Source organism: Streptomyces sp. NPDC006335 (assembly GCF_040612795.1).
Lineage (GTDB): Bacteria > Actinomycetota > Actinomycetes > Streptomycetales > Streptomycetaceae > Streptomyces.
Genome location: NZ_JBEXQX010000007.1, coordinates 121802 through 141320 on the forward strand (window position 1 = coordinate 121802; position 19519 = coordinate 141320).

Below are 19519 nucleotides of genomic sequence, written 5' to 3' on the forward strand. Positions count from 1 at the left end.
TCGGCTCCTTCACAGGCTCTGGTCGATGGAGTGGATCAGATCGCGGGACTTCGCGGGACTGAGGGCGATGGCCTCCACGACGTCCAGGAGGCGCCGGTACTTCTCCAGGTGGGCCTCGGCATCGAGAAGCACCGGACCGTGGAACTGGTCCAACTGCACAGTGTCCAGCGGGGGTACCGGGCCGCAGAGGTAGTTGATCGACTGTCCCGACCCGGGGAACGCCCCGACGTCGAAGGGGAGTACGCGCAGGGTGATGTGCTCTCGCAGGCTCATGTCGATCAGATGCCGAAGCTGATCGCGCGCCACCCGCCGCCCGCCGACCCGCATGTGCAGAGCGGCCTCATGGATCACCGTGCTGTACGGATTCGGGTCCGTCCGGAACACGAAGTCCTGCCGTTTGATGCGGTGCGAGACACGGTGCTCCACCTCCGGTGGCGTGGGCGCCGGGATCGCCTGGCTGAAGATCTCCCGGGCGTGCTCGGCGGTCTGGAGCATCCCGGGGATGTGAGCCGTGAAGGCGGTACGGACGGCTGTGGCGTGGTGCTCCAACTCCGCCAGTGACAGGAGTCCCGAGGGCAGTACCTCGCGATACGCGTCCCACCACCAGCCGCGGGACTTCTCGGCCGCCATGTCGGCGAGGGCGTCGACATAGGGCTGGTTCGTGCAGGAGTACAGAGCGGCCATCGCCCGCACGCGCTCCGGGCTCACGCCGAACCGGGCGGACTCGACATTGCTGAGTTGACCCGAACTCGTGCCGAGGAGCTGTGCGGCCTCGGTGGAGGTCAGGCCGGCCCGCTCGCGGAGTTTTCGCAGCTCCGTCGCGAGTCGGACGCGTCGGGCCGTAGGCGCGGGCCGGGGCGTCATGGGAACTCCTCCTACTGGGCGTCCAGCGGGTTTGTCACCCACACGAGGGAGAAGGTGCCGAGATCCTTCGAAGTGCCGCAAAGGACCTTTGCGAACCCTCTATCGTCATGTGCAGGCGCCATCCCACCTGGAAGCGCACCGTGGGACGCCACGGCGGAGACACCAGGCATCTGTCCAACTCCCCTCAGTGACCGGAGACTTCCGATGGCCACCGTATCCCCGTCCTGGAACTACACCCTGCATCTCCCGCACGATCCACGCGCACCGGGGATCGCGAGGGGCGCCCTGAGGCTGATCCTGGCCGCACACGAACTGGCCGACCTCACCCCCACCGCGGAGCTGCTCGCGGCGGAACTGCTGGCGAACGCGCACTGCCACACGCAGAGGCCGTACGCCTTCCGCCTCCTCTCCCCGGCCCCCGGACGGGTCCGGGTCGCCGTCTGGGACACGGACCCCCGGGTCCCACCAGGCTTCACCTCCGACAAGCCGCCCGCCGCACCGGAGGCCGAGAACGGCCGTGGCCTGCACCTGGTCCGTGCGTGCGCGGACGCGACGGGAGTGTCGGTACTGCGCGAACTGGGCGCGTCGAAGGGCGGAAAGCTGCTGTGGGCGGAGTGCGGGGTGCCGGGGTGATGAGCTCGCGTCGTGTGCGCCTGCCGCGTTGTGGTCCTTCAGCCCCGTGGTGCTACGCGGATACGGTTCCCGTCAGGATCGGCCGCGAGGAAGGTCAGCCCGAACCCCGCGTCATGAGGCTCGCGCAGGATCGTGACGCCCTTGGACTGCCACTGCTTGAAGATCCCGTCGACCTCGTCCGGCCCACCGTCGACGGCCAGGCACACCTCACCGGTACGCGGGACGTCCGGTGACAGTTCCTCGAACTGGCCGGACCACAGGCCGAGGTCAGCGCCTGGCCCGAGGTCGAAGGTGATGTATCCCGGGGTCTCGAACGAGGGGCTCATGTCGAGGAGGTCGCCGTAGAAACGGGCTGCGGCGGGAGCGTCGTTCACATAGACGATGGACACGACGGATGCGGTCATGGTTGTCCTTCTCGCAGGTGGCAGGGGCAGGTACGCATCCGCCAGCCTGATTGGAATATGCGCCGTATCGTGTCGCAATTCCTGAAAAACTCGGGGTGTGACGCCAGACCGCTTCTTCTCCTTGATGCTGCTCCTCGAATCGAGGGATGCGGTGACCACACAGGAACTTGCCTCGGCGCTCGGGGTTTCCCTTCGAACCATCACCCGGGACCTGAACTGGCTCCGCGATGCCGGTCTGCCGGTGACCGCACAGCGTGGCCGCCTCGGAGGCGTGACCATGCTGCCCGGGTCCGGGCTCGACCTCGCGCGCCTCACACCTGGCGAGTGTGATCACCTCTCGCTCACCGGGCTGGATGAGAAGCAACGTGCGGAGCTCGACGCATCCGCCGAAAGCCGGCGCGCCCTTTCCAAGGTCGTCGCCACACAGTCACGTCGAAGTCGTGAGGTCCTGCCGCTCGCCGACGTAGTGCACGTGGACAGTCGCCCCTGGCTCCGGACACGAGCTTCCGGCACGACTCCGGCTTCGCTGATCGGCTCAGTGCGGCGAGGTCGCCGGCTGCGGATCGAGTACGACAGCCCGCGCGAGCCATGCCCACGCGACCTGGTCGTGGATCCCTACGGGCTGTTCGCCAAGGCCGGCGTCTGGTATCTCGTCGCCGACTGTGACCAAGTGCCGCGGATGTACCGGCTCGAACGGATCACGACGTGGAACGAAGTCGACCAGCCACGACGGATCCGTGACAACCGGACCCTGGCCACCGTCGCCGCGGCACTCGTCGATCAGTGGGAAGGCAACCATGCGATAGAGGTCAGCGCCACCGTCGACCAGACCCAGATCGAGCGAGCACGACGGATCTTCGGCCAACGACTCGTCCGGGACGACCACGAGGAATCCGCCACCGGGCACCGGGTGACGATCCGCTTCCCGCATCTGGAGGACGTACGAGCTCTACTGCCGTTCGGGAGCACCATCACCGTGCACGGCCCCACCGAAGCCCGGGCTCACCTCCGCGCCCTCGCCACCGACCTTGCCCACCACTACGCGCCCTCACCAACGCCCTGACCGGCAACAACTAGTCGCCCTGCCTCTCCCCCCTGAACATGCTGACCACCCCGTGGGGCGCGGTGGGGCCGAACAGGAGGGCGTAGACCTCCATGCCCTCCGCGGCCGTTTCGGCGCTGCGGGGGAACAGGGCGCGCTCGTACTCGGTGAGCGCGGTCTCGATGTCGTCGGGGTGGGCCGCGAGGGCCTGGGCGAGCTCCGCGCCGTCGAGCATGGCGAGGTTGGCGCCCTCACCGTTCGGGGCGGCGACATGGGCGGCGTCGCCGAGCAGGGTCACTCCGGGCACCCGCTCCCACCGGTGGTCGGCCGGCAGGGCGGCGAGGGGACGCAGTACCGGAGCGGTGTCGGCGTCGGCGATCAGCGCGGTGAGTTCCGGTGCCCAGCCGTCGAACTCCCGCAGGATCCGTGCGGTGGCCGCCGCGGGGTCGGTGAAGTCGATGTCCGCGAACCAGTCCTGCGGCCGGGCCAGCATCACGTACGTGTGCAGGGTGCCGCCCCGCTCCCGGTGCGTCACGAAACCCTTGCCGGGGGCCAGTACGAACAGCGCCCCGCCTCCGACCACTTTCGCGCTGGCCGGGTGCCGGGTGTCGGCGTCGTGCAGGTAGACCTCGACACAGGACATCCCCGTGTACTCGGGCGTCGCGTCGGAGAGCAGCGGCCGTACCCGGGACCACGCACCGTCCGCGCCGACCAGCAGATCGGTGACGACGCTCGTGCCGTCGGCGAACGTCACCTCGTGGCCGCCCCCGCCGAGCGCACGGGTGCCGCTCACCTTGTGACCCCAGCGGACCGTCCCGGCCGGGAGCGAGTCGAGCAGGAGCTGCCGCAGTTCGCCGCGCTGCACCTCGGGGCGGCCGCCGGTGCCGTCGTCGGGGTGGTCGAACAGGAGGGTTCCGTCCCGGTCGACCAACCGCGTCGCCTCGCGGCCCTCCAGGACGAGGCCGCGGAACTCGTCCATCAGGCCGGCCGCCTGGAGGGCCAACTGCCCGTTGTAGTCGTGGATGTCGAGCATCCCGCCCTGCGCACGCGCCGTCGGTGAGGACTCCGCCTCGTAGACGGTGGCCGGGATGCCGTGGACGTGCAGGACGCGGGCGAGCGTGAGACCGCCGAGTCCGGCTCCGATGATCGTGACGTGTGTGGTGGGCATGGGGACTCCTCGGAAGGGGGTGGGGTGTGCGGCGGCGGGTCGGTCACCGGCCGTCTCCAGAAAGGTTCCGGGGTCCCGTCGACAGACCACCGACACCGGGCCCACACCCCCCGACAGCCGACCGACACCACCCCGACAACACGGCCGACACGGCAGTACGGGCCCGGCCGCCAGCACGGCCGACACGGCAGTACGGGCCCGACCGGCACACCCGCTCCGCGCATTCGCGAAGCCCCACAGATCCCGACCAGTCGGTATGGACATCCCCGCCCCGACCCGGTACAGATGCAGCATGCGCATTTCCGTGACGATCTTCCTCACCGACGAGACCATCACCCCGACCCGGCTCGCCCGTGAGCTGGAGGCGCGGGGCTTCGCCGGGCTGTATCTGCCCGAGCACACCCACATCCCGGTCGAGCGGGTCACCCCGTACCCGGCGGGCGGCGAACTGCCCCGCGAGTACGGCCGTACCCTCGACCCCTTCGTCGCGCTCGGCCAGGCCGCCGCCGTCACCGAGCGGCTCGGTCTCGGCACCGGCATCACGCTCGTCGCCCAGCACGACCCGATCGACCTCGCCAAGCAGATCGCCACCCTCGACCACCTCTCCGGGGGCCGGTTCACGCTCGGGCTCGGGTTCGGGTGGAACGTCGAGGAGGCCGCCGACCACGGCGTCGCGTGGCGTACCCGGCGCGAGCTCGTACGGGACCGAATGGCGCTCATGCGGGCCCTGTGGGCGGACGAACCGACCGCCTACGAAGGGGAGTTCGGGAGCGTACGGGCAAGCCATGCCTACCCCAAGCCCGTACGGAAGCGGACCCTCGTCGGTGGCGCCGCAGGGCCCAAGCTGTTCTCCCACATCTGCGAGTACGCCGACGGCTGGCTGCCCATCGGCGGACGGGGGCTGTCGGAGTCGCTGCCCGTCCTGCGTGCCGCCTGGGCGGACGCGGGCCGCGACCCGGGCGCCCTCCAGGTCGTCCCGTACGCCGTCCTGCCCACCCCGGGCAAGCTCGCCCACTACGCGGAGCTCGGCATCGAGGAGGTCGTGCTCCAACTGCCTCCGGCGGGGGAGGGCGAGGTGCTGAAGGTGCTCGACGAGTACGTCGCGTACGTGTAGCCCCAGGGCTGTGCGGCCGACCGAGGGGCGCGGGCAACTGCGCGACCAGCCACGACGAGCCCGCACCCGGCCTCGCCCCGCAGCCCCAGGACCAGGGCCGGACCACCCCCGTCCCCCCTGAACCGGCGGAGCCCCTCCGTATGCTCGAAGGATGACGACTTCCGCGACCTCCGGAACCGGCCCCACCGAGAACTCCATGCGTCGTGCTCTCAAACGTGCCCGGGACGGCGTCGCCCTCGACGTCTCCGAGGCCGCGGTGCTGCTCCAGGCGCGCGGCGCGGCCCTGGACGACCTCACCGCCTCCGCCGCCCGCGTCAGGGACGCGGGCCTCGAACAGGCGGGCCGCCCCGGCGTCATCACGTACTCGAAGAGCGTCTTCATCCCGCTGACCCGGCTGTGCCGGGACAAGTGCCACTACTGCACCTTCGTGACCGTGCCCGGCAAGCTCCGCCGGGCCGGGCACGGCATGTTCATGTCCCCCGACGAGGTCCTGGACGTGGCCCGCAAGGGCGCCGCGCTGGGCTGCAAGGAAGCCCTCATCACCCTCGGCGACAAGCCCGAGGACCGCTGGCCGGAGGCCAGGGAGTGGCTGGACGCGCACGGCTACGACGACACCATCGCCTACGTCCGGGCCATCTCCATCCGCATCCTGGAGGAGACGGGACTCCTCCCGCACCTCAACCCGGGCGTGCTCTCCTGGACCGACTTCCAGCGGCTGAAGCCGGTCGCGCCGAGCATGGGCATGATGCTGGAGACGACGGCCACGAGGTTGTGGTCCGAGCCCGGCGGGCCGCACCACGGCTCCCCGGACAAGGAACCCGCCGTACGGCTGCGGGTCCTGGAGGACGCGGGCCGTTCCTCCGTGCCCTTCACCTCCGGCATCCTCATCGGGATCGGGGAGACCTACGAGGAGCGCGCCGAGTCCCTCTTCGCGCTCCGGCGCACCGCACGGGCGTACCACAGCGTCCAGGAACTGATCATCCAGAACTTCCGCGCCAAGCCGGACACCGCGATGCGCGGCATGCCGGACGCGGAGCTGGACGAACTGGTCGCCGCGGTGGCGGTGGCCCGCCTCATCATGGGGCCGGCGGCCAACATCCAGGCCCCGCCGAACCTCGTCGACAGCGAGTACGAGCGGCTGATCGGGGCGGGCATCGACGACTGGGGCGGGGTCAGCCCGCTCACCATCGACCACGTCAACCCCGAGCGCCCCTGGCCGCAGATCGAGGAGCTCACCGAGCGCTCGCGCGCCGCCGGTTTCGAACTGCGGGAACGTCTCTGCGTGTACCCCGAGTTCGTCCAGCGGGGCGAGCCCTGGCTGGACCCGAGGCTGCGCCCGCACGTGGCGGCCCTCGCCGACCCGGACACCGGGCTCGCCCGCCCCGACGCCCTTCCGCAGGGGCTGCCGTGGCAGGAGCCCGAGGAGGTCTTCGTCCCCTCCGGCCGCACGGACCTGCACGCCACGATCGACACCGAGGGCCGTACGTCCGACCGCCGCGACGACTTCGACGAGGTCTACGGCGACTGGGGCGCCCTGCGCGAGGCGGCCGCCCCCGGGATGGTGCCCGAGCGCATCGACACGGACGTACGGGACGCGCTGCGTACAGCCGCCGACGACCCGACCAGGCTGACCGACGACGAGGCCCTCGCGCTGCTGCACGCCGACGGACCGGCCCTGGACGCGCTGACCCGGATCGCCGACGACGTCCGCAAGTCGGTGGTCGGCGACGACGTCACCTACATCGTCACGCGGAACATCAACTTCACCAACGTCTGCTACACCGGCTGCCGTTTCTGCGCCTTCGCCCAGCGGCGCACCGACGCCGACGCCTACACGCTCTCCCTCGACCAGGTCGCCGACCGCGCCCAACAGGCCTGGGAGGTGGGCGCGGTGGAGGTCTGCATGCAGGGCGGCATCCATCCGGACCTGCCCGGGACGGCGTACTTCGACATCGCGAAGGCGGTCAAGGAGCGCGTCCCCGGCATGCATGTGCACGCCTTCTCGCCGATGGAGGTCGTCAACGGCGCGACCCGCACCGGCATGTCCATCCGCGAGTGGCTGACCGCGGCCAAGGAGGCCGGCCTCGACTCCATACCCGGCACCGCGGCCGAGATCCTCGACGACGAGGTCCGCTGGGTGCTGACCAAGGGCAAACTGCCCACGGCGACCTGGATCGAGGTCATCGAGACCGCGCACGAGGTCGGCATCCGGTCCTCCTCGACGATGATGTACGGCCATGTCGACCAGCCACGGCACTGGCTCGGCCACCTGCGCACCCTGGCCGGCATCCAGCAACGCACGGGCGGATTCACGGAGTTCGTGACGCTCCCCTTCATCCACACCAACGCCCCGGTCTACCTGGCCGGCATCGCCCGCCCCGGCCCCTCCATGCGGGACAACAGGGCGGTCACCGCGATGGCGAGGCTGCTGCTGCACCCGTACATCCCCAACATCCAGACCAGCTGGGTCAAGCTGGGCACCGAGGGCGCGGCGGAGATGCTCCGCTCCGGCGCGAACGACCTGGGCGGCACGCTGATGGAGGAGACCATCTCGCGGATGGCGGGATCGTCGTACGGCTCCTACAAGTCGGTGAAGGACCTGATCGCGGTGGCGGAGGCGGCGGGCCGGCCCGCACGTCCGCGCACGACCCTGTACGGGGACGTGCCCGAGGAACGGCAGAAGGCGGCGCGGGTCTCCGACGGGCACCTGCCGGAGCTGCTGCCGGTGCTGGACTGAGCGTCGGTCGGGACAGGCGTCGAGACGGGGGCCGGTACGATGATCCGACCCCCGTTCGACGGGGATCCTGAGCCGAGGAGATGCGTGCCGTGCCAGCCCCGAAGGTCTGGGTGACGGGTCTGACCGTGGGGGCGATCGCCGCCGTCGTCGCCCTGGCCGTACAGGCCGACAAGGGAACGAAACCGAGCGTGGCCCTCACCGGCCGGCCCAGCGCGTCGGCGTCCCCGAGCGCGTCCGCGCGGCCCGAGCCGTCCGCGACCGCGGTCCCGGACGACTCCGGCACCGGCCGCCGGATCGTCTACTCGCTCGGCGACAAGCGGGTCTGGCTCATCGACGCGAGCGAGGCGGCCCGGCGGACCTTCGCCGTCTGGCCGGGGACGGTCGACCCCGCCCCCGGCACCTACTCCGTCTCCCTGCGCCGGGGAGACCCGACGACCGGGTCCGACGGCGTGCGGATCGAGCACATCGTGTACTTCACCGCCGTCGACGGCGTGAACGTCGCCTTCTCCAACGCGGTGGACGGCTCCTCGCCCCCGCCCGCGAACGGCGCACAGACCGGCGGCATCCGCATGAAGGCGGCGGACGGTTCGGCCCTGTGGACGTTCGGCGAGACGGGGACGAAGGTCGTCGTCGTCAACTAGCGCTGCGGTCCGGCAGGTTGACCACCAGCAGCACGACCCCGCTGAACACGAACACCCGCAGCGCCGCGTCCAGCCCGTTCCAGGTGTCCGACTGCCACATGGAGAACCACTCGCCGCCGATCGCGATGAACCCGGCGCCGAACAGCAGCATGAGCATGAGCAGACCGTAGGTGGAGAACCGCCGGGCGGCCTGGTCGTCCCGGCGCACCCACAACCACGTGCCGTAGATCAGCACAAGTGCCGCGAGCGTCTCCCAGACGATGATCGCGACGTACGCCGTGTTCTGAAGTCCCTTGCTGGTGACGGCTCTCCACATCAGATCGTCGTCCTTGAACGTCGTGTCCATCGCGAGAACATGCTGCACGAACGCCTGGTTGGTCCCGAAGTCCGTGATGTTCCCGAACGCGACGAGCGCTATGTACAGCGCGACGCTCGCGGTCAGCAGGGTGGCGGAGAGGTGGAGTGCGCTGCGTGGGGTGCGTGGGGGTGTCGATGCCATGGGGGCCATCTTCCCTGCGCCGGGCGGTGTGATCCAGATCGGTTGCGTCAGAATGAGAGGCGGACGGGCCGCGACGAGGGGACGGACGCATGACGCAGGCGGAGCCGTCGGCGCAGGAACTGATCCTGCGGCGCACACGAGCCGGCTTCGTGGGCCGTGAGGCCGAACGGACCGTGTTCCTCGGCAATTTCGACATCCCGCCCTCGGACCCCCGGCACCGCTTCCGGTTCCATGTCCACGGCAGCGCCGGCATCGGAAAGACCTCCCTGGTCCAGGAGTTGGCCCACCTCGCCCGGGAACGCGGGGCGCTCACCGCCCACGTCGACGACAGCGTCGGCAGCGTGCCCGAGGCGATGGAGACGCTGTGCCGCGAATTCGCCGACCAGGGACGCCGGTTGAAGGACCTGGAGCGGCGCCTGGCGACCTGGCGGGAGCGCCGGCGCGAGGCGGAGGCGGCCACCCTCGCCGCACTCGCGCCCGAGTCGGCGCCGGAGACGGCGTCGACCGGAAGCAGGATGGCCGTGGACGTCGGCCTGGGCGCGCTGGAAGCCGCCCTGCCGGGCGCCGGGCTGGTCACGCGGGCCCTCCCCGCCGACCGGCTCGCCCAGGGGGCCGACCGGCTGCGGGCCGGCCTCGGCGCCCGCTTCCGCAACCTCGACGACGTCGACCTGGTCCTCACCCCCGAGCGGGTCCTCACCCCCGTGCTGCTCGGCGAACTGCGGACCGCCGCCTCCGCCGTCCCCTGGATCGTCCTGTTCTTCGACACCTACGAGCGGACCGGCCCCTTCCTCGACCCCTGGCTGTACGACGTCCTCACCAAGCCCCGCGAACACGGCCGGCTGCCCGCCGCCGTCGTGGTGGTCACGGCGGGCCAGCGCCCCCTGGACACCGCCCGCTGGGGCGGCCTGGACTCGGTGGCGGAGCTGCCGCTCGCCCCCTTCACCGAGGCCGAGGCGCGCCGCCTGCTCGCGGCGCGGGGCGTCGTGGCCGAACCGGTCGTCGAGGAGGTGCTGCGCCTGACGGGGGGCCTCCCGGTCCTCGTGTCGACGCTCGCGGCCAGACGCCCCGACGGCCCCGACGACGTGATCGACCCGAGCGCGACCGCGGTGGAACGGTTCCTGAAGCCGGAACCGGAGGCCCGCCGCAAGGTCGCCCGGGCCTGCGCGCTCCCCAGACGGCTGGACGCGGACGTCTTCCGGGTGCTCGTCACCTCCCCGGAGGACGAACTCGACGACCAGTACGCCTGGTTGACGGGGCTGCCGTTCGTCGCACAGCACGGTGAGCGGCTCCAGTACCACGACGTCGTCCGCGCCCAGATGCTGCGGCTGGAACGGCGCCGGTCCCGGACCGAGTGGACCAGCCGCCACCGCAGACTCGCGCAGGCGTTCGCCGAGTGGCGCGAGGACGCCGAATTCGGCCGCCGTCCCGAGGAGTTGTGGAAGGACGAGGAGTGGTGGGAGCTGCGCCTGGAGGAGGTGTACCACCTGCTCTGCGCCCGCCCGCCGGCGAGCCTCGCCGAAGCGCTGCGCGGCCTCGTCGTGGCCTGCCGCCAGGACGAGGTCGTCGCCCGCCGCTGGGCACGGATGCTGGAGGAGGCGGGCGAGGCGGCGGACAACGCCGTACTGCGCACGTGGGGACGGTCGTTGAGCACCGCGCTCGCGGACGAGGAGAACGGGCAGGCCCGGGCGGCGGACCTGCTCCTGGCCCGTCCCGGTCTCGACCCGGCCGGCCGGGCGGAGGCGCACGTGCTGCGCGCTCGGGAACTGCGCAGACGGCAGGAGTACGGGCAGGCCCTGGAGGAGTACGCCCACGCGCTCGAACTCGACCCCGGGCAGCCGCTGGCCCACTACGGCAGAGGACTCACCCACCAGCTCCTGGAGGACTACCCGGCGGCGCTGGCCGCCCTCGACCGGGCCGTCGAACTTGCCCCCCACACCGGGTGGATCATCGCCGAGCGGGCCGAGACGTACCGTCTGGCGGGCCGTTTCGAGGAGGCGGACGCCGACTTCGGCCGCGCCGTCGCCCTCGACCCCACCGACGACGTCGCCCTGACCGGGCGGGCGGTGTGCCGGCACGGCATGGGCCGCCTCGACGAGTCGCTCGCCGACTTCAACCGGGCGCTGAGCATCGACCCGGAGCACCTGTGGGCACTCGTACGCAGGGCCCGGCTGCACCGCACCCGGGGCGACCTGGACAAGGCGTTCGCCGACCTCGACCGGGCGGCCGCGCTCGCACCCGACCTGGCCTGGGTCGCGTCGGAACGCGGGGACGCGTACCGGATCGCGGAACGGTACGAGGAGGCGGTGGCGGAGCTGGGGCGCGCGGTGTCCCTGGAGCCGGGCTACGCGTCGGCCCTCGCGAGCCGCGCCCAGAGCCTGCACGAACTCGGCCGCCACGAAGAGGCGTTGGCCGAGTTCGACCGGGCCCTCGCGCTGATCCCCGACTACGCGTGGGCGCTGGTGATGAGATCCCGGGTACGGCGTCGACTGGGCGACCGGGAGGGCATGTTCGAGGACCTGCGGCGCGCCGCCGAGGCGGAGCCGGGCGCCCACTGGATCCACTCCGAGCTGGGCTGGGCGTACTGGCTCGCGGGGCGGCACGACGAGGCGACGGCCGTCCTGAGCGCGCTCCTGGAGCAGGACCCGGACCACGAGATCGCCCTGGCCGGCCTTGGAGCGATCCACCACGCCCGCAAGTCCTACGAGGAGGCCCTGCGCCACCTGGACCGTGCCGTGGCCGCCGACCCCGAGTACGCCTGGGCCTACGGCCGACGGGGCCGGGTGTGCCTGGCCGTCGGCCGCACCGAGCAGGCCCTGGCCGACTTGGACCGCTGCGTGGCGCTGGACCCTGAGATGACCTGGGCGCGGGAAGAGGCGATCGAACTGCTGGTGCTCTGCGGGCGCTGGGAGGAGGCGGAGGAGCGGCTCGCGACGACCTCCCTCCCGGAGCTGGACGACACACGCGTCGAACTCCACCGCCACCACGGTCGATGGGCGCAGGCCCGCGCCCTCGCCGAGCGCCTGCGCGAGAGGGAGCCACTGGTCGGCGCGTTCCAACTGGCCATGACGGTCCACTGCTCCGAAGGCCCGGAGGCCGCAGAAGCCCGCTGGCGCGACCTCGCCCGACTGGTCGAGCAGGACCCCGACATGGAGCCCGTGATGCGAGCCCAGGCCCACTGCTTCCTGGGCTGCGCCCTGTCCGACGGCCCGCAGGCGGACCGCGGCCTGTCCGAACTCCTCGCCCTCGCCCCGGAATGGGACGACCTGGCCACCCTGGCCGCCATCCTCACCGAACTGCGCACCGCCCCCGCGACGGCCCCGTCCCCCCACCTCACCACGTGCCTCGCAGCGGTGACCGAGGCGAGGGACGCGATACGGGTATCCGGCTGATAAGCGGCCTTCCGGGGGCAACCGGGTCTCACCTCGCATACCCGTCCGCCCCCTGAACCCCGCACCCCCCGTCGATTACAGTGCTGAGCGTCGTACATACGGACGGTCGCCACGGGAGGTCTTGGTGGGTGCGACAACCGGGGCCGTCGTCTGGGGGCGAGCCGAGCAACAGGACTTCCGCAGCCGGGTGCGCGGGACGCTCCTCGGGGTGGCTGTCGGGGACGCGCTGGGCGCGCCGGTCGACGGGCTCGGGCTGGACGAGATCCGGGAGACGTACGGCGCCGAGGGCCTGGTGGACCTCGCCCTCGGGTACGGCCGGCGCGGCGCCGTCACGCATCTCACCCAGCTCAGCCTCTTCACCGTGGACGGCCTCATACGGGCCCAGGTGCGCCGGGACACCGGCGCCTGGCATCCGCCCACCGACCTGCACCGGGCGTATCTGCGCTGGTTCGCCACCCAGCGGGACTGGGGGCCCGACGAGCGGCGCAAGGACGACGGCTGGCTGGCCCGGGAGGAGTGGCTGTACGCCCGCCGCGACCCGACCCGGTCCCTGCTCATCGGGTTCGGCGACGACACCATGGGGACACTGGAGTCGCCCAAGAACCCGAACGAGCTCGGCCCCGAGGCCACGGCCCGCTCCGCGCCCTTCGGGCTGCTCGTCGGATGGGAACCGCAGCTCGTCGTACAGCTCGCCGTGGAGTGTGCCGCGCAGACCCACGGGCATCCCGTCGCCTATCTGTCGGCGGGCGCGTACGCCGTGATCGTGCACGCGCTGGCCCTCGGCGACAGCCTGGACGGGGCCGTGCAGCGGGCGCTCGCGCTGCTGGCCGCGCGGCCCGGGCACGAGCCCGTGTCGGACGCGCTCCAGCACGCGCTGGGTGCCGTACGGCAGGGGATGCCCACCCCGGCGCGGGTGGAGGAGCTGGCCGCCGACGGTTCCGCTGACGGACTGCTGTCCGCCGCCGTGTACTGCGCGCTGGTCGGGGAGGACGTACGGCACGGGCTGTGCCTCGCTGTGAACCACGACGGCCCCTCCGCCGCGGCCGGCGCCCTCACCGGCGGCCTGCTGGGCGCCCTGCACGGCGAGACGGCCCTCCCGCCGGCCTGGCTGGCCGAGCTGGAGGGCCGCCCCACCCTGCTGGAACTCGCCGACGACTTCGCGATGGAGATGACCCAGGGCCCTGCCCTGCACGGCCCCGCGGGCGCGTCCCCGGGGTGGCTGACCCGGTATCCGCGGGCCTGAGCCGCGCGTGGCTGGGCGCCGGGCCGGCGGCTTGAGCCGAGGTCGCGCCGAGCAGAACTGAGGCGAGTGGGGTGGGTCGGCGGCCCCGCGCGGCGAATACTCCCCGAGCCGGGCCGCCATACGGTCCACCGTGCTGAGCCGCACCCGGCCGGGCCGCCGCGCGTGGCCGCCCACACGGGCCCCCGGCCGGCCACGCGGTCGGTCCTCGCCGAGTCCGAGCCGCCAGGGCGCCCCGAAGGCGCCCGCCCGGCCTCGCGGGACGCGCCCCGCCCGCGGTCCGCGTGACCGGGTGGGGGCGCAGCCCACTTGAACCTGGGGGCTGCGACTCGGGCCCGGCCGCGGCCCACCCGAACCTGGAGGCTCCCCCCTACAGGGCGGCGGCCCCCTGGAGCAGGCCGCACCCCGCCCCGCTCAGTCCTTCACCGGCGTACGGTCCGCCGGCCCCACCGGCGTCGGGATCGCGGCGGCCGCCGACCCGTCCCCGTCCGTGTTGATCTTCTCGATGATCGCGAGGCGCTCCGGGGTGTCCTCGGGCTTGATGAAGCCGACGAGGATGTAGAGGACCAGGGAGACCGCCAGCGGGATCGAGACCTGGTACTGGAGCGGGACCCCGCCCTCGACGTTCCAGCTGATCGGGTAGTTGACCAGCCAGAAGGCGAGCAGACCCATCGACCAGCTGGTGAGCGCGGCCGTGGGGCCCGAGCGGCGGAAGGGGCGGAGCAGGCCGAGCATCATCGGGATGGCCATCGGGCCCATCAGACCGGCGACCCACCTGATGACCACCGTGATGATGTCCTTGAAGGTGGGGGAGTTGACCTGGGTCGCCGCCGCCATCGACAGGCCGAGGAAGACGACCGTGGTGATGCGGGCGACCCTGAGCCCCTGACCCTGGCTCCAGCTGCGCGCCCTGCGCCACACCACCGGAGCGCAGTCCCGGGTGAAGACGGCCGCGATGGCGTTGGCGTCGGAGGAGCACATGGCCATGGTGTGCGAGAAGAAGCCGACGATGACGAGGCCCAACAGGCCGTGCGGCAGGAGCTGTTCGGTCATCAGGCCGTAGGAGTCGGAGCCGTCCGGCTTCTGCGCCTCGACCAGCAGCGGCGACATCCACATCGGGAAGAACAGGACGACCGGCCACACCAGCCACAGGATCGCCGACAGCCGTGCCGAGCGCTCGGCCTCGTGCGCGTTCGCCGTGGCCATGTAGCGCTGGGCCTGGTTGAGCATGCCGCCGTTGTACTCGAAGAGCTTGATGAAGAGGAAGGCCAGCAGGAAGACCGTCCCGTACGGGCCCACCAGCGGCTCTCCGTGGCCCTGGAGCTCCGGCTCGTCCCAGGCGCCGAAGAAACCGATGCCCTTGTCGTTGAGCTTGAGGACTACGGCGACGAACATCGCGACACCGGCGAGGAGTTGGATGACGAACTGGCCCAGCTCCGTGAGCGCGTCGGCCCACAGACCGCCGATCGTGCAGTAGACGGCGGTGATGCCGCCGGTGATCAGGATGCCCTGGTTGAGGGAGATCCCGGTGAACACCGACAACAGGGTCGCGATGGCGGCCCACTTGGCGCCCACGTCCACGATCTTCAGCAGCATGCCGGACCAGGCCAGCGCCTGCTGGGTCTTCAGGTCGTAGCGGTTCTTCAAGTACTCCAGCGGGGAAGCCACATGGAGCCGTGAGCGCAGCCGGTTGATGCGCGGCGCGAACAGCTTCGAGCCGATCGCGATGCCGAGGGCGATGGGGAAGGACCAGGTGATGAACGAGGTGACGCCGTAGGTGTAGGCGATGCCCGCGTACCCGGTGAACATCACCGCGCTGTAGCCCGACATGTGGTGCGAGATGCCTGACAGCCACCACGGCATCTTGCCGCCGGCGGTGAAGAAGTCGCTGACGTCGTCCACGCGTTTGTGCGACCAGACGCCGATCGCGACCATCACACCGAAATAGCCGATGAGCACGGCCCAGTCGAGACCGTTCATATGCGCCCTCCCAGGGATCAGCCCGGCGCTCATCGTGGGTGCCACCGCGTGGACACGACAAGCTGGTGTAGGGTCAAAGGGAGGTAAAGATATTCGAGGTGATGGCCCCCGTTCACCTATATGAACTCACCGCATCAGCTCCCCGGCGTTGACCAGCAACGACTGTCCGGTGATCGCCCGCGCCCGGTCCGAGGCCAGGAACGCCGTCGCGTCCGCCACGTCCCCGTCGGTCGCGAGGTCGGGCAGCGCCATCCGGTCGGTGAGCCGCTTCAGCACGTCCGCCTCCGACACCTTCTCGGTGTGCGCCGTGAACCGCACGTACGCCTGCACCGGCGGCCCCCACATCCAGCCCGGCAGCACGGTGTTGACCCGGATCCGGTCCGGGCCGAGCTCCCGCGCCAGCGAGTACATCGCGCTGGTCAGTGCCCCCTTCGAGGCGGCGTACGCGGCCTGCCGCACCTGTGAGGGGGCCGCCACGGCCGACTGCGTCCCGACGAACACCACCGAGCCCCCGCCCGCCGCCCGCAACCCCGGCAGACAGGCCCGGGTCATCCGCAGCGACCCCAGCAGGTTCACGTCGATGACCGACTGCCAGGTCGTGAAGTCCGCGTCCTCCAGACCGCCGAAGTAGCCGTCCCACGCGGCCACCTGCACCACCGCGTCCAGCCGCCCGAACCGCTCCAACGCCAACTCCGCGAGCCTCGCGCACTGTTGCTCGTCGGTGATGTCCGTCGGCCGGTACGCGGTGTGCGCCCCGTCCGGATCGATCTCGGCGGCGCTCTTCGCGAGGTTCGCCTCGGTCCGCGCACCCAGCACGGCGTTGCCGCCGTCCCGCACGACGGCCGCGGCGACCTGGTGTCCGAGCCCGGCACCGACCCCCGACACGACGACGGTCTTCCCGGAGAGAAGTGACATACCGGCGGCCTCCCTGATTCCTGCCTGGCTCTGGCTCTGGCGCATTATCTGACGGGGCGTCAGAGTATGGGCGGGCGCTGGAGGAGGGAAGGTCCGATGTCAGAAGAGACCCGCAGCGAGACGTACGCCGAACTGGCCGCGACGGGACCCTACGGAGTCCGCCCGGGGCACGCGCTGATCACCATGGTCGAACCGCATCCCGGCCACGAGTACGCCTACAACCGCTGGTACGAGGACGATCACTACTACGCCGGCGCGATGGCCATGCCCTGGATGTTCGCGGGCCGCCGCTGGGTGGCCACCCGGGACCTCCAACTCCTGCGCGTCCCGGAGAAGTCGGCGGTGGCCCAGCCGGTGACGACAGGCTGCTACCTCTCCGTGTACTGGGTCACCGAGGGCCGCTACGACGACCACATGCGGTGGACGGTCGCCATCAACAAACGCCTCAACCGCGACGCCCGCGTCTACCGCGACCGCACCCACGTCTTCACCGCCTTCCAGGACCACGAGGCCACGGTCTACCGCGACGGAGCGGCGGGCCCCAGGGACTTCCACGCCCTGGACCACCCGTACGCGGGCCTGGTGCTGGAGGTGGTCGACGCGGAATCCCCGGAACGGCGCGGGGAGTTGCTGGAGTGGCTGGTCTCCCGCCACCTCCCGAAGCGACTGGCCGGCTCACCGGCGGCCATGGTGACCGTCTTCCGCCCGACCCCCCTCCCCGGCGACCGCATGACGTACGTGAAGCAGGTGGAGGGCGTGGACACCCGGCTCACGCTGCTGTGGTTCCTGGAGAGGGACCCGAGGGAGTGCTGGGAGCAGTGCTTCGCCGGCCTGGAAGACCCGGGCATGGGCCGCCGCGAGCTACTGGCGCCTTTCATTCCAACGATTCCGGGCACGGACCAATTCGTGGACCAGTTGCGCTGACCGCTTTCAGGGGCGCGGGGAACTGCGCGACCAGCCCCCACGCGCCCGCAGCCGCCCGACTACTTCAACTCATCCGGACAAGGCGTACCGCGCGGCACGGTGTACGGCGCCGCCAACCGATACGTCCCCGCCCGCGGAGCGATCAGCATCGTCCACTTGTCCCCGTCCGCGTCCTCAGGCGTCTCCATCAGACACCCGTTGACGTTGTCGAACGTCTTCGGCTCCCCGTCCCCGCGCTCCTTCGACGCCTCCGTCTCCTGCGGGGCCTTCAGCTTCTTGCCCTCCGCGTCGACGATCGACAGCCACGGCGAGTACGGGATCCGGATCAGAATCCGCCCGGCCTTCTTCACCCGCATGGTCATCTCGCCCTGCGCCGCCCGGTCGACCACGGTGTTCGGCGAGGCCAGCGGCGCCGGGTCGGTGACCTGGAACAGCTGCCAGTTCGCGTCGCCCCAGATCTGCTTCAGATACGGCATCCCGCGCTGGACCAGCTCCCGCTCCCGCTCGCCCCCGTCCCCGTCGGGCTCGTCCTTCGGCACGACCACGAAGTGCACGGCCCAGCGCTGGAGCCACTCGTGGTAGTTCGCGGAGTTCAGGGTGTCGTCGTAGAAGAGCGGGTTGCGCTCCATGTCGGCCTGCCGGTTCCAGCCCCGGGCGAGGTTGACGTACGGCGCGAGCGCGGACGCCTCGCGGTGGGAGGCGGCCGGGACGACCTCGACGCGGCCCTTCTCGGCGCCGACCTCCTGGAGCTCGTTGACGAGGGGGGCCAGCTCGCGCGCCCAGGACGCCGTGGGGGTCGTGTGGACCACGTCGTCGACGGACTTGAAGCCGATCCAGACCGTGAAGCCGACGAAGGCGACGACGACGGCGTACCACTTGCGGGTGCGTGGCACCGTGAACGGCAGCGCGGCCGCCAGGGCCACCCCCGCGAACAGCATCGACAGGCGCGAGATGTTGGAGCCGATCTGGGAGCTGACCAGCCAGACCAGGACGACCGAGAGGCTGTACACCCCGGCGGTGATCCGGACCGTCGTCCACTCGCGCGGGACGAGGAGGAAGACCAGGAGGCCGTAGGCCAGGGGCAGCAGCACCGAGGCGATCTTCATCGGCTGGGTTCCGGCGAACGGGAAGAGCCAGGCGGACAGGGCGACGACGGCCGTGGGCGCGAGCCCCAGCGCCCAGGCGCCCGGACGCCGTTTCTGAAGGAAGAGGGCGACCGCCACCAGACCCACGAAGAGACCGGCGACCGGCGAGGCCATGGTCGCGAGCGCGGCGAGCGGGGCCGCGCACAGGGCCTTCGCCCAGCGTTTGTAGCGCCAGCGGTGCGGCCAGCAGAAGACGACGGCGACTGCGCCGAGCGCGAACACCGTGCCGAGGCCGAAGGTCACCCGGCCCGAGGCCGCGTTGCACAGGAAGGCGTACACGCCCGCCAGCGAGGCCCACAACGGGTTCCGCACGGACCGGCTGCGGATGAGGATCAGCGTCAGCAGCCCGGCCGAGACCGTCCCGGCCAGCATCATCGTCGTACGGACGCCGAGGACCGACATCAGATACGGCGAGACGATGCTGTACGACACCGGGTGCATGCCGCCGTACCAGGCCAGGTTGTACGCGGAGTCCGGGTGCCGACCGACGAACTCGGCCCACGCGTCCTGCGCCGCGAGGTCGCCGCCACTGTTCGCGAACGTGAAGAACCAGACGATGTGGAGGACGCCGGACAACGCGGTCATGGACAGGACGGGGTGCCGAAGCAGCCGCTCGCGCAGCGCGAGGAGAGCGGTCCTGGTCCTGGGTCCGTGGCCCTTGCCGGGGCCGCCGTTCCCGGTCTCAGGTGCCGCGGGCACCCCTATTCGCGGGCCGGTACCCGGGCCCGGGTCGGTGTCGTCGGCGCGTGTCGGCTCCGCAGTGGCCACCTGAAGGCACTCCCCGTGGTGTCCCGTCTTCATCTCTCGGCCGCGCCCCAGCGTCG

15 protein-coding genes are annotated in these 19519 nt (G+C 71.3%); 8 read left to right on the top strand and 7 right to left on the bottom strand.

Annotated elements, in window-relative coordinates; all coding sequences use genetic code 11:
• Nucleotides 1-9 precede the first annotated feature (9 nt).
• The gene (locus tag ABZ098_RS21170; protein ID WP_356593296.1) at nt 10-864 is read right to left on the bottom strand and encodes a helix-turn-helix transcriptional regulator; all 855 of its coding nucleotides are present in this window, start codon (nt 862-864) and stop codon (nt 10-12) included.
• A gap of 204 nt (nt 865-1068) precedes the next feature.
• On the opposite strand from ABZ098_RS21170, the gene ABZ098_RS21175 reads away from it, so the two are divergent.
• A complete protein-coding gene (locus tag ABZ098_RS21175; protein WP_356593298.1) occupies nt 1069-1497 on the top strand; it encodes an ATP-binding protein in 429 nt (142 codons plus the stop codon).
• A gap of 38 nt (nt 1498-1535) precedes the next feature.
• Here the strand turns inward: ABZ098_RS21175 and ABZ098_RS21180 are convergent, their stop codons facing one another.
• The gene (locus ABZ098_RS21180) at nt 1536-1901 is read right to left on the bottom strand and encodes a VOC family protein (RefSeq protein WP_356593300.1); all 366 of its coding nucleotides are present in this window, start codon (nt 1899-1901) and stop codon (nt 1536-1538) included.
• A 97-nt stretch (nt 1902-1998) separates the two neighbouring features.
• On the opposite strand from ABZ098_RS21180, the gene ABZ098_RS21185 reads away from it, so the two are divergent.
• Nucleotides 1999-2964, top strand: a complete 966-nt coding sequence (locus tag ABZ098_RS21185) for a WYL domain-containing protein (RefSeq protein ID WP_356593302.1) — start codon at nt 1999-2001, stop codon at nt 2962-2964.
• 10 nt (nt 2965-2974) lie between these two features.
• Here the strand turns inward: ABZ098_RS21185 and ABZ098_RS21190 are convergent, their stop codons facing one another.
• Entirely contained in the window at nt 2975-4111 is a 1137-nt protein-coding gene (locus ABZ098_RS21190) for an NAD(P)/FAD-dependent oxidoreductase (RefSeq protein WP_356593304.1), read from the bottom strand.
• Nucleotides 4112-4403: 292 nt separating this feature from the next.
• On the opposite strand from ABZ098_RS21190, the gene ABZ098_RS21195 reads away from it, so the two are divergent.
• The 3 genes from ABZ098_RS21195 to ABZ098_RS21205 all read left to right on the top strand — a co-directional run bounded on the left by ABZ098_RS21195 (nt 4404) and on the right by ABZ098_RS21205 (nt 8603).
• Nucleotides 4404-5225: an LLM class F420-dependent oxidoreductase gene (locus tag ABZ098_RS21195; RefSeq protein WP_356593306.1), complete on the top strand. Its 822-nt coding sequence runs from the start codon at nt 4404-4406 to the stop codon at nt 5223-5225.
• A 151-nt stretch (nt 5226-5376) separates the two neighbouring features.
• On the top strand, nt 5377-7962 hold the full coding sequence (locus ABZ098_RS21200) for a bifunctional FO biosynthesis protein CofGH (RefSeq protein WP_356593308.1): 2586 nt from the start codon (nt 5377-5379) through the stop codon (nt 7960-7962).
• A gap of 80 nt (nt 7963-8042) precedes the next feature.
• Nucleotides 8043-8603, top strand: a complete 561-nt coding sequence (locus tag ABZ098_RS21205; protein ID WP_356593310.1) for a hypothetical protein — start codon at nt 8043-8045, stop codon at nt 8601-8603.
• Here ABZ098_RS21205 and ABZ098_RS21210 read toward each other — a convergent pair.
• The gene (locus tag ABZ098_RS21210) at nt 8596-9102 is read right to left on the bottom strand and encodes a DUF2165 domain-containing protein (RefSeq protein WP_356593312.1); all 507 of its coding nucleotides are present in this window, start codon (nt 9100-9102) and stop codon (nt 8596-8598) included. The two genes, ABZ098_RS21205 and ABZ098_RS21210, sit on opposite strands and share 8 nt — an antisense overlap.
• 89 nt (nt 9103-9191) lie before the next feature.
• On the opposite strand from ABZ098_RS21210, the gene ABZ098_RS21215 reads away from it, so the two are divergent.
• Together ABZ098_RS21215 and ABZ098_RS21220 are read left to right on the top strand one after the other, a co-directional pair.
• Nucleotides 9192-12491: a tetratricopeptide repeat protein gene (locus ABZ098_RS21215; RefSeq protein ID WP_356593314.1), complete on the top strand. Its 3300-nt coding sequence runs from the start codon at nt 9192-9194 to the stop codon at nt 12489-12491.
• Nucleotides 12492-12615: 124 nt separating this feature from the next.
• Nucleotides 12616-13734 carry an ADP-ribosylglycohydrolase family protein gene (locus ABZ098_RS21220; protein ID WP_356593316.1) on the top strand — a complete coding sequence of 373 codons (1119 nt, stop codon included), beginning with the start codon at nt 12616-12618 and terminating at the stop codon, nt 13732-13734.
• Nucleotides 13735-14145: 411 nt separating this feature from the next.
• Here ABZ098_RS21220 and ABZ098_RS21225 read toward each other — a convergent pair whose 3' ends face one another.
• Entirely contained in the window at nt 14146-15711 is a 1566-nt protein-coding gene (locus tag ABZ098_RS21225) for a sodium:solute symporter family protein (protein ID WP_356593317.1), read from the bottom strand.
• 126 nt (nt 15712-15837) lie between these two features.
• Complete coding sequence (locus ABZ098_RS21230) at nt 15838-16626, bottom strand: SDR family oxidoreductase (RefSeq protein ID WP_356593319.1); 789 nt, start codon at nt 16624-16626, stop codon at nt 15838-15840.
• Nucleotides 16627-16722: 96 nt separating this feature from the next.
• Here ABZ098_RS21230 and ABZ098_RS21235 point away from each other — a divergent pair, with 96 nt between their 5' ends.
• Nucleotides 16723-17550: a hypothetical protein gene (locus tag ABZ098_RS21235; RefSeq protein WP_356593321.1), complete on the top strand. Its 828-nt coding sequence runs from the start codon at nt 16723-16725 to the stop codon at nt 17548-17550.
• Between the two features lie 59 nt (nt 17551-17609).
• Here the strand turns inward: ABZ098_RS21235 and ABZ098_RS21240 are convergent, their stop codons facing one another.
• On the bottom strand, nt 17610-19463 hold the full coding sequence (locus ABZ098_RS21240) for an MFS transporter (RefSeq protein WP_356593323.1): 1854 nt from the start codon (nt 19461-19463) through the stop codon (nt 17610-17612).
• Nucleotides 19464-19519 lie beyond the last annotated feature (56 nt).

Excerpts from the sequence above, each read along its gene's own strand:
- ABZ098_RS21170 (WP_356593296.1), bottom strand. The coding sequence starts at position 864 with ATGACGCCCCGGCCCGCGCCTACGGCCCGACGCGTCCGACTCGCGACG.
- ABZ098_RS21175 (WP_356593298.1), top strand. The coding sequence starts at position 1,069 with ATGGCCACCGTATCCCCGTCCTGGAACTACACCCTGCATCTCCCGCAC.
- ABZ098_RS21180 (WP_356593300.1), bottom strand. The coding sequence starts at position 1,901 with ATGACCGCATCCGTCGTGTCCATCGTCTATGTGAACGACGCTCCCGCC.
- ABZ098_RS21190 (WP_356593304.1), bottom strand. The coding sequence starts at position 4,111 with ATGCCCACCACACACGTCACGATCATCGGAGCCGGACTCGGCGGTCTC.
- ABZ098_RS21195 (WP_356593306.1), top strand. The coding sequence starts at position 4,404 with ATGCGCATTTCCGTGACGATCTTCCTCACCGACGAGACCATCACCCCG.
- ABZ098_RS21200 (WP_356593308.1), top strand. The coding sequence starts at position 5,377 with ATGACGACTTCCGCGACCTCCGGAACCGGCCCCACCGAGAACTCCATG.
- ABZ098_RS21205 (WP_356593310.1), top strand. The coding sequence starts at position 8,043 with ATGCGTGCCGTGCCAGCCCCGAAGGTCTGGGTGACGGGTCTGACCGTG.
- ABZ098_RS21210 (WP_356593312.1), bottom strand. The coding sequence starts at position 9,102 with ATGGCATCGACACCCCCACGCACCCCACGCAGCGCACTCCACCTCTCC.
- ABZ098_RS21215 (WP_356593314.1), top strand. The coding sequence starts at position 9,192 with ATGACGCAGGCGGAGCCGTCGGCGCAGGAACTGATCCTGCGGCGCACA.
- ABZ098_RS21225 (WP_356593317.1), bottom strand. The coding sequence starts at position 15,711 with ATGAACGGTCTCGACTGGGCCGTGCTCATCGGCTATTTCGGTGTGATG.
- ABZ098_RS21230 (WP_356593319.1), bottom strand. The coding sequence starts at position 16,626 with ATGTCACTTCTCTCCGGGAAGACCGTCGTCGTGTCGGGGGTCGGTGCC.
- ABZ098_RS21235 (WP_356593321.1), top strand. The coding sequence starts at position 16,723 with ATGTCAGAAGAGACCCGCAGCGAGACGTACGCCGAACTGGCCGCGACG.